Origin of the sequence: Halococcus sediminicola (genome assembly GCF_000755245.1) — an archaeon.
Lineage (GTDB): Archaea > Halobacteriota > Halobacteria > Halobacteriales > Halococcaceae > Halococcus > Halococcus sediminicola.
Window position 1 is genome coordinate 88,242 of record NZ_BBMP01000011.1, and the last position, 12,864, is coordinate 101,105.

A 12,864-nucleotide genomic window follows, 5' to 3' on the forward strand; every position below is an offset into this window, starting at 1 on the left:
TACTTCGTCGGTCCCGTGTCTACTGCACTCAGGACACGCTCCGATGGATGAATTTCTGACGAGTACGATTTGACAGCTAGTTCCGTTTCAGCCCCGCTCTGGACACTAAACTGAGTCGAGAATGCCCGGGGTGGGCTCCGAACCCACGATCTCCGCATGTCCCAGGTCCGAGGCGACAGCCTCGGGGGAGCGCACTCGGTGAAACCCTATGAGTGCGGCGCTATGTCCAGCTAAGCCACCCGGGCTATCCATCGATATTCGACTCGCGTTCATTAACGTTCCTATCTCGCTCCGGCAGTCTTTTGTTGGTCGATAGCACAGTCGCCGTATGGACGTTCCCGGCATCGTCCGCGAGCGCCTCGCCGACGAGCGACGGATGACCAGCGTGAACGTCGGCGGCGACGACCGGGTCTACGTCACGCCACCGAAGACGCTCGTCTATCGCGCCGCGGGACTGTTTAGCAGCGAATCGATCGAGGAGTTTCCCCACGACGTCGGCCGCTTCGACGTCTCGGCCGACCGCCGCGAGGCGACGTTCGCCTTCGAGTACGAACACGGCGTCGAGGCGTTCTCGGCCCCGCGCGAGCGCATCGACACCGTCCTCCCGCCGGTGCTCGCCGGCGTGCTCCGAACCACCGGACTCATCGACGAGGACGAACGCATCGAGGAGAGCTACCGCTTCGGCGAGCGGACGCTCGTCGTCACCGATAGACGATTGCTGACCTCCGTCGGCGAGGCCGTCTGGGACCGCGAACACGACAGCTACGACTACGAGCGGGTCACCGACCTGCGCTTCGAAGAGGACCTCCGCATCGACGTCGACGGCCGAGCGCGATATATCGAACTCACCGGAGAGGGTCGGCGCGAAGCCTACGAGACGCTCGAAGACGCGCTCTGTGCATACCACGGCGTCGCCAGCATCGACCAGCTACCGGATCGGACACCCGAACGAACGACCGACACCGCTCCCGTCGAGTCCGAATCCCGGACCGTCGCTACCGACCCCGCCGGTGATAGTTCGGCCAACGAAACAACCGACCGCGACGCCGCCGGTGACACCGCGCCCACCACCGCGGAAACCCCATCTCAGACCCGTTCTCCGCCCGACGAATCACCCGAACCGCTGATTCCCGAAGCGAGCGAATCGGACCACACGGAGGGCGAACCCACCCACAGCGACGAAGGAGAGAGAACCGACGAGAGGCGGCTGGCCGACGAGGTCGATGTGTTGAGCGAGCGCGTCGAGCGCCAGACCGAGTTGCTCGAACGGCAGACCGAACTGCTCGAACGGTTGGTCGAGGAGGCCAGCACGCAGCGAGTCAGCGACGACCGATAACCTTCCTGATACACGAGGAGCCGAAGGGGCCGAGTTCGCCGGCGTCGAGTTCGACGAAATGACCGGTCGTGAGCGCTGCACCGCAGCGCCGACAGGTGAACTCGCCCTCCCGCGTGACGACGTCGCGCTCGAAACGGACGAACCCTCCCGACCGAACCCGAACCCGTCCGTCTTCGCGTTCGATGATACCGCGCTTTTCGGCCGTATCGAGGATACTGCGGGTGGTGTGCGGATTATTCGTGACGGCTTCGAGTCGATTCACCGCTTCGGCGAGGGGGAGTTCGTCGTCATCGAGGGTCGCGAGGAGGCTCACGCCGAGTTCGACCACGTCGCTCACGGATAGACTGAATCGTCGGTGCGTAAACGTCGTGCGAAACGGACCGAAACCGGCTTCTCGCCCGCCCCGCGAGTCGGCGTGTGTCGCGCGCTCGTCGGCGTCTCGTCGGGGTCGTGGCCGTCGTAAGTGTGGTGGCGCTCGCCGCGCTCACGCTCTCGCCGGCCGCGCTGCTCGGCTGGGTCGGCGACCTCCGTTCGCACCCGCTCGCGTTCGCGCTGGTTGTCGCGGGGCTGTACCTCGGCCGCCCGCTCGTCGCGTGGCCGATGAGCCTCTGTTCGGCCGTGGTCGGCTACGGCTACGGGTTCTGGGGTCTGCCACTCGCGCTCGCCGGCGTGCTCGTCACCTGCCTTCCACCGTACGTGCTCGGACGGTACGCCGGCGACGCGAGCGCTTTCGGACGCATCGGCCACGCCGGCGAGCGGTTTTTCGCCCGCGTCGGCGGCGCTCGTGGCGTGGCTGCCGCCCGCCTCGCCCCGCTGCCCGCCGACCCCGTTTCGGCCGGCGCAGGGCTGTCTGGGGTGGGTCCTCGGGAGTATCTCCTGGGAACGCTCGTCGGCGAGGTGCCGTGGACGGTCGCGGCGGTGCTCGCGGGGAGTTCGCTCTCGACGCTCGCCGTCGCGGGATTGAGTGGGGCCGGCGTCGAACTCGCGCTCGCGGCGGGTGCGCTCGCCGTCCTCGCGCTCGCCGGGCCGGCCTACGAGTACCTCCGCGAGCGGCGCGCTCACCAGAACGTGTCGGAGCAGTCGTAGACGACGCCGTGGCGCGGGCAGACGTACTTGCAGTGGCGGCGCTGCATGCCGGTGTCACACTTCGGGCAGGGCCGACCCTGCTCTGGCGCGTCCATACCGTGCATTCGACGGCGCGCAGGTGAACCTTTGCCCGCGCGACGAAATTGGGTCGGAGTCCGGCCAACGTTCATCCGCGCGTCGGCTCTCTCACCACTATGAGCAACCTCTCCACGAACGGGTCGTTCGCCCCGGCGGTCGTGACGGCCGTCTTCGCGGGTGTTGCGGGCGTCTTCGGGTCGTACGCGCTCGCCGGCTACACGCCGTCGTTCGTTCTCGCGCCGATCACGGCGTTTCTCACGCGAACCCTGCCGGCGGCGCTGCTGACGTTCGCCAAGGGACCGCTCACCCAGCTCGGTGAAGGGGTCGGCATCGAGCATCTCGGCCAGCAGTTGAACCTGCTGCTCGCGTTCGTGCTCGGCAGCGGACTGTTCGCCTGTCTCGCGCTCGCGGCGCTCGCCACCGGGCGACGACTCGCCAATCCCGCCGTTTCGGTGGCCTTCACTGGAATTCTCGTCTGGCTCGCGGCCACAGTGGTGACGGGCGCTGTGGTGCCGGCGCTCGGGACCGGCGTCGCCAGCGCCGCCGTGGTCGCTATTGCGGTGCTCGCCTCGATGGGGCGCGTCGGCGGCGGAGCGGTCTCGGACGGGCGGCGCTCGGTGCTGGGCAGCGTCGCCGGCGCGCTCGGTGTCGGCGTGCTCGGTTACACACTCGGCAGCGGTGAGGGGTCGGCGGCCGGTGCTCCCGGCGACTCGGCGGCGAGTGCGGACGGGGCGGACGGCGGTGCGAACGCGACCGGCGACTCGGGGAATGCGAGCAGTGGAAACGAAGCGAACAACGCCGGACCGTCGGCCGGTCGGTTGCTCTCGAAGGCCGAATCGAAATCGCTCTCGGTTTCGGGTCTCGAAGGATTGGTGAGCGGCGACGACTTCTACGAGGTCGATACCGCGAACGTCAATCCCGACGTGAACGCCGCCGACTGGTCGCTGTCGATGACGGGTGCGGTCGCAAACGAGCAGACTTTCGACTACGACCGGCTCACGTCGATGGGTAGTGAATTGCGGTTCATGACGCTACGGTGTGTCAGCGACCGGCTCAACGGGAACAAGATGGACAACGCGCTCTGGGAGGGCGTGCCGATGGCACGAGTGCTCGACGGGATGAACCTACAGGGCAAGTTCGTCATGGCCCGCTCGGTCGACGGCTACTACGAGGAATTCCCGGTCGAGGCACTCAGGACGGGCTTCCTGGCCTACGGTAAGGACGGCGAGACCCTGCCGCGCCAGCACGGCTACCCGGTCAGGCTGTTGGTGCCGGGCCACTGGGGCGAAATCAACGTCAAGTGGCTCGACGAACTCGAAATCCTCGACCGTCCGGCGAAGGGTTTCTGGGAAAAACGCGGCTGGAAGGGGACCGGTCCCGCTAACACGGTCGCCAAACTCCACGCGACGAACAAGCAGGACGGCAAGGTAACCGTCGCCGGCCACGCGAACGCCGGGGTTCGGGGCATCCAGAAGGTGGAGGTCTCGACGGACGGTGGCTCCTCGTGGAACGAGGCGCGGCTTTCGGAGGTACTCGAACCGAACCTCGGGGGCGACGTCTGGCGACAGTGGGCGTACAGCTACGAGCCTCCAGAGGGTAAACACGAGGTCGTCGTCCGCGCGACGGACGGGGAAGGTACGCTCCAGCCGAAGAAAAAGAGCGGACCGTCGCCGAGCGGTGCGAGCGGTTGGGTCTCGAAGACGGTCAAATAACGCTTCGCGTTACGGCGTGATTCTCGGATTCAGCACTCCGACCAGCCACAGGACTCGCAGGTCTTGCAGCCCTCGGAGTAGTACAGCGTGAACGCCCCACAGGAGGGACATTCGGGACTCTCGCCGTTGTCGATGAGCGCCTGCGCGTCGCTCTTGCCGGCCGACTCGTGTTCGGTCGCTACGCCGCCGTCGGCTTCCGGTTCACCCTCCTCGTCGGCGATCTCGGCGAGGTTGCGCTGTTGGGGGTAGGTCTTCTCGATCTCGCCGTCGAGATATCGGCGCATCGCGGTGCCGATGGCGTCCGGGATGGACTGGATCTGCTCGCCCTTGTCCCACGCGACCTTCGGACTACGGGTGCCGTCGAGTTCGTCGACGATCTCCTCGGGATCGACGCCCGAGCGCAGCGCCGTCGAGATGACTTTGGCGAGCGCCTCGGTGAAGGAGTTCGTAAACCCGCCCGAGTGACCGATGTTGGCGAACAACTCGAACGGTCTGCCCCGCTCGTCTTCGTTGATGTTGACATAGAGTTTTCCATACCCCGTGTCGATGCGTTGGGTCATCCCGTGGAGTACGTCCGGCCGGGGCTGCTTTGCGGCGTAGGTCGGCTGCTCGCCCGCGAGGTCGGTGTCGAGCGCCGCACGGACGTCCTCGTGGTCGAGAAAGTCGGCAAGCCCACCGAAGGTCTCCTCGATCTGTTCGGCGATGACCGCCGCGGCCTCCTCGTCGTCGGCGAACTCGGCGTTGTCCGCGCGGGTCGTCAGAACCTGCTTCGAGCGCGTGCCGTCCCGATAGACGGTGACGCCCTTGCCACCGTTGTCGTAGATGTAGCGATAGACCTCGTCCATATCCGCCTTCGTGGCGCTGTTCGGGAAGTTACAGGTCTTCGAGATGGCGCTGTCGACACCGGCCTGACAGGCCACCTGCACGCCAGCGTGTTCGATCCCCGAAAGGTCCGAGGTGACGACGAACAGTTCGCCGATGGCCGCCGGAACGGTCGAAAGTCCCTCGACGCCGTCGAACTCGTTACTACTCATCTGGTCTTGGGCCTCGCGTTTCACCTCGTCGACGTCGATGTCGTTGGCCTCCAAGACCCTGAGGAAGTAGTCGTCGAACTCGACGAGCATCTCGTCGCCCTGCACGTCGTCGGAGACGTTCTTGTAGTAGGCGACATTATAAATGGGTTCACACCCTCCTGTGGTGTTGCCGACCATCGAGGTCGTCCCCGTGGGTGCGATGGTCGTCGTGTTGTGATTGCGAACCGGGTAACCATCTGCCCAGTCGTCGGCCGATTCGCCGGTTTGGGCCTCGAACCACTCGCGGTATGCGGTGGGGTTCGCGTACTTCGAATCTTCCCAATCCTCGAAACTGCCCCGGACCTCGGCGAGTTCGTGGGAGGCGTGCTTTGAGCCATGATTGATGTGGGTCATCAACTGGCGCGCCATCTCGTTGCCTTCCTCGGAGCCGTAGCGCACACCGAGTTGGATGTAGAGTTGGGCGAGCCCCATGACGCCCAGTCCGATCTTGCGCATTTCCCTCACTTTCTGCTCGATCTTCTCGACCGGGAAGTCGGACATCGTGACGACGTTTTCGAGGAATCGTGTCCCGAGTTCGATGCGGCGGTTGAACGCTTCGTGGTCGATGGCCTCGTCCAGGTACGCGTCCATCGCCGCCGCCTGACTGTCGTACTCGTCGACGTGCTCGTCCGACCAGACCCGCCAGTCCGGCGCGTCGCTCGCGGCAAGCGTCGAGAGGTTGATGTGGCCGAGATTGCAGGCTTCGTACTCTTCGAGGGGTTGCTCGCCACAGGGGTTCGTCGCCAGGATCTCGTGATCGGGATGTTCCTCGACGTCGAAGGAGTGTTCCTTGTTCACCCGTTCGAGATAGATGACACCGGGTTCGCCGTTCTGGTAGGCTCCGTCGACGATGTGCTCCCAGAGCGCGGCGGCCGGGATCGACAGTTCTTCACCGACCTCGACGTGTTCGCCGAGACCGTAACAGTCGTAGAGTTCCTTCGTTTCGGCCGTGGCGATGTGCGGTTCCTCAGTACGGGGATTGGTGAAGGTGAACTCCTCGCCGTTTTCGAGCGCCTCCATGAAGGCGTCGGTGACGCCCACAGAGATGTTGAAGTTCGAGAGGTGGCCCTCGACGGCGTTGCGGAGGTGTTCCGGCACTCTCCCCTCGTCGTCGATGAGTTCGCGGGCCTCTTCGAGCGCGTCGACGAACTGGGTATGCGTGAAGTCGTCGGGGTCGTTCAGTCGCAGCGAGTGTGCCAGCGAGACGTCCTTGTTCTTCGCGTGGATGAACTGGATGACGTCGGGATGGGAGACGCGCATGACGCCCATCTGTGCGCCGCGGCGCGCGCCGCCCTGCGCGATGGTCTCGCACATCTGGTCGTAGGTGCGCATGAACGTGATGGGACCGGAGGCGATCCCGCCCGTGGATCCCACGGCGTCGCCGTACGGCCGGAGCTTCCAGAACGCGTAGCCCATCCCGCCACCCGATTGAAAGACCTGGGCGGCCTCCTTGGCCGTCTCGTGGATGTCGTCGATGTCGTCGGCCGGCGAGTCGACGAAACACGCCGAGAGCTGCTGGAGTTCGTCGCCCGCGTTCATCAGCGTCGGCGAGTTCGGCACGAACGAGAGGTTCTCCATCGAGTCCTGGAACCGCTCGGCGGTCGCCTCGACGTGGTCGCGGACCCCATCGGGAAGTTCGGGCACCACGGTCTCGTAGGCGAACTTGTTGACGTTGTAGCGGGTGAGGGAGGTCTCCGCAGCCGCGTCCGCGGTCGTCCCCTTCCCGAACACCTCGCTCGCGAGGTCGTCGCGGCGCGGGTGGTCGGGTTTCAGCTGGTCGGGTGTCACGGTAACGTCGACGTCCTGCCGGTCGGCCTCGAAGACCGCCTCGGCGAGCGCGACGTTTTTCGCCACGCGGTCGAAGAGGTCCTCCTGGGTCTCGACGAGTTCGCCATCCGAATCCTTCCGGAGATAGCGCGCCGGCAGGATGTTCTCGTAGGCGTTCGCAGTCAGGCGTTCTTCCAAGGTGTCGCCGTCGGTGCGCTTCACGGGCAAAACGACCTCGTCGGCCGATCGGTCCGCGCGGCTCATCGACCGTCCCCTCCGGCAGCGTGCGGGCGCTGACGGGCAAAACTCCCCTTTCGGTGTGGTGTAAAATCGGTCATTCGGTGACGGACTCCCTGTTCTCCGCCGACCTAAATAAATTATCCGCCTTGGGTTTACTTTTTACAAGTGAGGTTGAGTACGCTGTTGGCACTACTCGACGATCTCTGAATGTCCATCGATTCGTAGTCCCCGGAGGGTCATAAGCGTACCCAGTGCGGAGTGGAAGTGATAGCGGTACGAGAAATGCGTAGAGGGAAGACGGGTTCCACTCGAAGCGCGAAGGGGTCGCTTCGCCGTGAGTCCGTTATCGCCGCCGGCCGCTCCAGACCAGGACGCCGCCGACGAGGGCGAACACGATGCCGAGTGCGAGCGCGCCGATATGCCACGGCTGGAACCAGACCGGCAGCGACACCACGTAGGAGAGTCCGGCGTGGGCCTGCCCGAGCAGCGGGAACGTGTTCTCGCTCACGCCGGGCGCGTCGCCGGTGCCGTTCATCCGCGGCAGGCGGTCGTCGTCGAGCAGTTCGTTGTACGGCAGCCGTTCGGCGTCGTACGGCCAAATACCGGTGTCGACGCTCCAGACGGTCTCGCCCTCCGGCGTGACCTCGACGACACGGTTGTTGCGGCTGTCGGTGATGAGCGTGTTGCCGTTGGGCAGGCGATCAGCGTCGCGCGGCCAGTCGAAGCCGACACCGTTAGCGGAATTGACGCCCCACGCGACCTCCCAACTGCCGTTTCGCTCGTGGAGTTCGACCACGCGGTCGTTCTCGCTGTCGGCGACGAGGATCGCCCCCGGACCCAAGTACTGGGGATTGTGCTGGTGGTCCATCAACTCGGGGTCGCCACAACGCACGTCGCCCGCGCTGTCGTTGCTGTAGTCGGCGAGTCCGTTGTTTGCCTTGCAGTTCTCGTCGTTTCCTCGCTCGGTGTCCTCGTTGATGACGTCGACGACGCCCTGCCCGCGCTCGATGATCAGGAGTTGGTTGGCGTTGCGGACCGAGACCATGAATCGTCCGTCGCCGATCGGGTCGACGTCGTTGATGTGGAGCCAGTCGGTCTGGGTCGGGTCCGGCGGCGCGTCGTAGAACGCGCTCGCGTTCCACTCCCAGGTGACCGTGCCGTTCGGCGCGACGGTGAACACGCGTTCTGCGTCCATGTCGGTCATCACGATCTCGCCGGAGGGAAGCAGGTTCGCGTCGTGGACCTCACTGTTGAGTTTCGTCTGGACGGGAAACGACCACTCGTTGATGATGCGCGGTTCCGGCTTGGGGTCGATGAGTCGGTAGCCCGTCCGCGAACAAGGTGCTTCGTACTCCCCACAGGACTGCTGACCTTCGGCGATGAACCCCGCGAGCACCGTGCCGTTGTCGAGTTTCGTCACGTCGAAGTAATCGACGTTCTCGCCACGTTCGACCCAGTCCACGTCGCCGTTCGCGCCGAACTGGGCGACCGCCCCTTCCGACTGCATCCCGACGATGGTGGCCCCTCGGGTGGAGTCGTCGTCGCTCCCACTGGTGCTGGGGGCGGTCGCCGCGCTCACCGCGAGCGAACCGACGACGATGACGACCGCGAGTATCAAAAGCCACGCACCGAGACGCTTGCGAGAGGGCGAACGCATGAGTTGTCCCGAGTGCGTGGCTGACCGGGTTAACCCTACTGATTCGCGTTCGCCACCGTCCTGCTCTCGCGCTCGACCGCGGTCAGGAAGTTCCGAACCACATCGTGACCCACCCCGGTGAGCACGCTCTCGGGGTGGAACTGCACGCACTCGATCGGATGCTCGCGGTGACGAACCCCCATCACGAGACCGTCCTCGGTGCGCGCGCTCACCTCGAAGCAATCCGGGACGTCGGTGGCGATCAGCGAGTGATAGCGCCCGGCCCGAAAGCCCTGTGCTAGCCCCGCAAACACGCCACAACCGTCGTGGTCGATGGCGAACGCCTTGCCGTGCACGGCTTCCGGTGCGCGACCGACCGCCCCACCGTAGGCATAGATGGCCGCTTCAAGCCCGAGGCAGACACCGAGCGTCGGCACGTCGGGACTCACCTCCCGAAGGACATCCAGTGTGACGCCCACGTCGCGGTCGTTTTCTGGATGGCCGGGACCGGGACTGACCACGATACCATCCGGGTCGGCGGCGCGCACGTCCGCAAGCGGGACCGTGTTGCGGACGACCTCGGTGTTCGCGTGTTCGCTCACGTACTCGACGAGGTTGTAGGTGAACGAATCGAAGTTGTCGACGAACAGGACGTGCGGGCGATCGTCGGGGTCGGTCGGTAGGGCGGTCATCGGGATGGCTCCGCCACCGTGGGCCGTTCGATGCGGTCGAGCGCGGTGAGCACGCCCTCGATCTTCTGTTCGGTCTCCGCGTACTCGCTTTCGGGGTCGGAATCGGCGACGATGCCCGCGCCCGCCCGCACCGTGATGCGGTCTTCCGTCCCCGTGTGCTCAACCAGCGCCGTCCGAATCGTGATGGCGACGTCGGCGTCGCCGTCCCACGAGAAGTAGCCGACGCCGCCGCCGTACAGGCCCCTGGGTGTGGCTTCGAGCGCGTCGATGATCTCCATCGCGCGGACCTTCGGCGCGCCCGAGAGCGTCCCCATCGGGAAGGCCGCACGCACCGCGTCGAACGCATCCACGTCGTCGGCCAGTTCCCCCGTGACCGTGGACTCGATATGCTGGACGTGAGAGTATTTGAGGACGGTCATGAACTCCGCGACCTGCACCGAACCGGGCCGACTCACCCGACGGGTGTCGTTGCGCGCCAAATCGACGAGCATCGTGTGCTCGGCGCGCTCCTTCTCGTCGGCGAGCAGTTCGCCCGCGAGCCGGCGGTCCTCGACGGGACTCGTTCCCCGAGAACAGGTTCCTGCAAGGGGATTCGAGACGACTTCGTCCCCACGAACGGAGACCAGCGTCTCGGGACTCGCCCCCACCACCGAACGGTCGCCGTATTCGAGCAGGTACATGTACGGCGAGGGGTTGATGTCGCGCAGGGCGGCGTACAGCCCGCGCGGGTCGATCTCACCGACGAGTTCGCGGGCGCGCGAGAGCACCACCTGATAGCTATCCCCGTCGAGGACGTGCTCTTTGGCCCGACGGACGGATTCTTCGTAGGCTTCGCGCGAGCCGGCAGTCCCATCACGGCGCTCGAACCCACCTGTTTCGACTGCGGCGTCCGAAATCGCCTCGCGGACGCGCGCGACCTCGGCTTCCATCGCGTCGTAGATGGCGTGTGGGTCGTCCTCGGGCCTGACGAGCGGCGTGAACACGAGCGAGACCTCATCGGATGCGTGGTCGAACACCACGGTCTTGGTGGTCAGCACGAACTGCGCATCGGGCACCGGCGAGTCGGGGCGGGCGAGACCCACCTCGTCGAGATGGAGGTCGTAGACCGAATCGTAGGCGAGATAGCCGACGAGACCGCCGTCGAGCTGCTGGCGGTCAGTATCAGAAAAATTCACGCGGTCGGCGTCGGGCAGCGCGCCGCGAAGTCGGTCGAGGACGTCGCCCGTGTCGCTGTCGAACGCGTCCCGATACCGCTCGGTGAAGCACTCGACGTTCGTTTCGTCCGGGCCAACGGTGACGAGCGCCGCCGGATCGTAGCCCACGAACGAGTAGCGCGCGTGGCCGTCTTCCTCGTTCGGTGCGAACGCCCCATCGGGGTCGCTGGAGGCGACCTTCTCGGCGCTTTCGAGGAGGAAGGTGTGGTTCGCACCGTCGGCGAGCGTCGCGTACGCCGCCAGCGGGTCGACGTCCGTATCGAGCGCGGCGACCGTGCGGACGACCGCCGGACGAGTCCGGTCACTGGCGAGTTCGACGAAGCGCTCGCGGCCGGGGTTCAGGGTCGGTTCCATCAGGCACTCACCGGCTCCCCGCGGGCGCGCTCGACGAACCGCCGGAGCTTCGCGTGGTCTTTCTCGCCCGCACTCCGCTCCGTCCCGCTCGACACGTCCACGCCGAAGGGTCCGACCGCCTCGACCGCGTTGGCGACGTTTGCGGGCGTGAGACCACCCGCGAGCAGAACGGGGATGTCGAGGTCGGCGACGACCTCCCGTGCGCGCGACCAGTCGTGTGTCTCGCCGGTGCCGCCAGCACCCTGCTCGTCGGTCGAGTCGAGCACGAGCGCGTCCGCGGCGGTAGCGTATTTTTCGAGATTTCCGTCGGCCGCATCGACGGCCGCAATCACCGGGATGGCGATGCGTTCAGCGAGTGCATCGATTTCGTCCGAGGAGCAGCCGTGGACCTGGATCGCATCGGACCCGACTCGCTCGACGAGTTCCGTACCCGCTTCCGGCGTCTCCGGCATCGTGACGAGCACGCTCGTGACAGTCTCGGGAACGCGTTCGACGAGCGCAGCGGCGCGGGCGGGCGCGAGTTCCCGCGGCGTCTCGATTGGCACGCCCGAGACGAATCCCACCAGGTCCGTGCCGGCGTCGATGGCCGCATCGAGGTCGCGCTCGCTGGTCAGCCCGCAGAGTTTCGTTCGGGTCATCGGCCCTCACCCGCGACCGCCTCGGCCGTGCGCAGCGCGGCGAGTTTCTCGCCGGCGCGGCCGGTATCGATGGCCTCGCGAGCGTGCTCGACACCCTCCCGAATACTGTCGGCGACGCCGGCGACGTAGACCGCTGCGCCGGCGTTTGCAAGTACGATGTCCCGTTTCGCCCCCGTGATGTCGCCCGTGACGATCCCTCGGAGGTCGGCAGCGTTCTCGGTGGGCGTGCCACCCGCGACCGCCGCGACCGGGGCCGTGTCGAAACCCAGCGCGTCGGGCGTAAGCGTGTACTCCTCGATTTCACCACGACTGACCTCGGCGACGCGCGTCTCGCCGTGGATACAGATCTCGTCCATACCCGACCCATGCACCACGAGCGCGCGGTCGACCCCGAGCTGGGCGAGCGCGCGGGCGAGCACGGGCACCAGATCGGGGTCGTAGACGCCGACGACCTGGGCATCGGCCCCCGCCGGATTCGTCAGCGGGCCGAGCACGTTGAAGATCGTCCGCACGCCGAGTTCCTTGCGCGGGCCGATGACCGCCTTCATCGCGGGATGGAACACCGGCGCATGCATGAAGCCGATTCCCCGCTCTTCGATGGCATGCTCGACAGCCGCCGGCTCGGCGTCCGCATCGATGCCAAGTGCTTCGAGCACGTCGGTACTCCCCGATGACGAGGAAACGGAGTAGTTGCCGTGCTTTGCAACTCGCACTCCGGATCCGGCGGCGACGACCGCGCTCGCCGTCGAGACGTTGATCGTATCGTAGTCGTCGCCGCCCGTTCCGCAGGTGTCGACCAGCGGCCGACAGTCCGGCTCGATGGTGCGCGCGGCCGCGCGCATGCCCTGGGCGAAGCCGGCGATTTCGGTCTCGGTCTCACCTTTCGTCCGCAGCGCCGCCAGCAGCGCGCCCATCTGTGCTTCGGTCGCTCCCTCGAAGATCTCCGTGGCCGCCGTGCGCGCGGCCGCAAGCGAGAGATCCTCGCCGTCGGCCACTCGTGAGATGTACTCTTGCATGTGCGGATGTACTGATTCGCGT

11 protein-coding genes and 1 tRNA gene are annotated in these 12,864 nt (G+C 66.1%); 3 read left to right on the forward strand and 9 right to left on the reverse strand.

Annotated elements, in window-relative coordinates; genetic code table 11:
* Positions 1 to 122: 122 nt before the first annotated feature.
* Positions 123 to 245, reverse strand: a tRNA-Met gene (locus tag ACP97_RS07605).
* An 83-nt stretch (positions 246 to 328) separates the two neighbouring features.
* Between ACP97_RS07605 and ACP97_RS07610 the strand changes: the two genes are divergently transcribed.
* Positions 329 to 1,336 (forward strand): DUF7115 domain-containing protein, encoded by a 1,008-nt coding sequence (locus tag ACP97_RS07610; RefSeq protein ID WP_049997242.1) that lies wholly within the window; start codon positions 329 to 331, stop codon positions 1,334 to 1,336.
* On the opposite strand, the gene ACP97_RS07615 is transcribed toward ACP97_RS07610, so the two are convergent.
* The gene (locus ACP97_RS07615; RefSeq protein ID WP_049997243.1) at positions 1,320 to 1,673 is read right to left on the reverse strand and encodes a DUF5830 family protein; all 354 of its coding nucleotides are present in this window, start codon (positions 1,671 to 1,673) and stop codon (positions 1,320 to 1,322) included. The genes ACP97_RS07610 and ACP97_RS07615 overlap by 17 nt on opposite strands.
* Before the next feature lie 80 nt (positions 1,674 to 1,753).
* Here ACP97_RS07615 and ACP97_RS07620 point away from each other — a divergent pair, with 80 nt between their 5' ends.
* A complete protein-coding gene (locus ACP97_RS07620) occupies positions 1,754 to 2,422 on the forward strand; it encodes a TVP38/TMEM64 family protein (protein WP_049997244.1) in 669 nt (222 codons plus the stop codon).
* Here the strand turns inward: ACP97_RS07620 and ACP97_RS21140 are convergent.
* Positions 2,395 to 2,526 (reverse strand): HVO_2523 family zinc finger protein, encoded by a 132-nt coding sequence (locus ACP97_RS21140; RefSeq protein WP_394297702.1) that lies wholly within the window; start codon positions 2,524 to 2,526, stop codon positions 2,395 to 2,397. The genes ACP97_RS07620 and ACP97_RS21140 overlap by 28 nt on opposite strands.
* 90 nt (positions 2,527 to 2,616) lie before the next feature.
* On the opposite strand from ACP97_RS21140, the gene ACP97_RS07625 reads away from it, so the two are divergent.
* A complete protein-coding gene (locus tag ACP97_RS07625) occupies positions 2,617 to 4,212 on the forward strand; it encodes a molybdopterin-dependent oxidoreductase (RefSeq protein ID WP_049997245.1) in 1,596 nt (531 codons plus the stop codon).
* A gap of 29 nt (positions 4,213 to 4,241) precedes the next feature.
* Here the strand turns inward: ACP97_RS07625 and ACP97_RS07630 are convergent, their stop codons facing one another.
* From ACP97_RS07630 to trpD, 6 genes are all read right to left on the reverse strand, one after another.
* Positions 4,242 to 7,316: an adenosylcobalamin-dependent ribonucleoside-diphosphate reductase gene (locus ACP97_RS07630; protein WP_049997246.1), complete on the reverse strand. Its 3,075-nt coding sequence runs from the start codon at positions 7,314 to 7,316 to the stop codon at positions 4,242 to 4,244.
* 319 nt (positions 7,317 to 7,635) lie between these two features.
* On the reverse strand, positions 7,636 to 8,949 hold the full coding sequence (locus ACP97_RS07635; RefSeq protein ID WP_049997247.1) for a hypothetical protein: 1,314 nt from the start codon (positions 8,947 to 8,949) through the stop codon (positions 7,636 to 7,638).
* A gap of 35 nt (positions 8,950 to 8,984) precedes the next feature.
* Positions 8,985 to 9,620, reverse strand: a complete 636-nt coding sequence (trpG, locus tag ACP97_RS07640; RefSeq protein WP_049997248.1) for an anthranilate synthase component II — start codon at positions 9,618 to 9,620, stop codon at positions 8,985 to 8,987.
* Positions 9,617 to 11,188, reverse strand: coding sequence for an anthranilate synthase component I (gene trpE, locus ACP97_RS07645; protein ID WP_049997249.1), 1,572 nt, complete (start codon positions 11,186 to 11,188; stop codon positions 9,617 to 9,619). Before trpE ends, trpG begins: the two co-directional genes overlap by 4 nt.
* Positions 11,188 to 11,826, reverse strand: coding sequence for a phosphoribosylanthranilate isomerase (locus ACP97_RS07650; protein ID WP_049997250.1), 639 nt, complete (start codon positions 11,824 to 11,826; stop codon positions 11,188 to 11,190). The genes trpE and ACP97_RS07650 overlap by 1 nt, the downstream gene beginning before the upstream one ends.
* Positions 11,823 to 12,842: an anthranilate phosphoribosyltransferase gene (trpD, locus tag ACP97_RS07655; protein WP_049997251.1), complete on the reverse strand. Its 1,020-nt coding sequence runs from the start codon at positions 12,840 to 12,842 to the stop codon at positions 11,823 to 11,825. The genes ACP97_RS07650 and trpD overlap by 4 nt, the downstream gene beginning before the upstream one ends.
* Positions 12,843 to 12,864 lie beyond the last annotated feature (22 nt).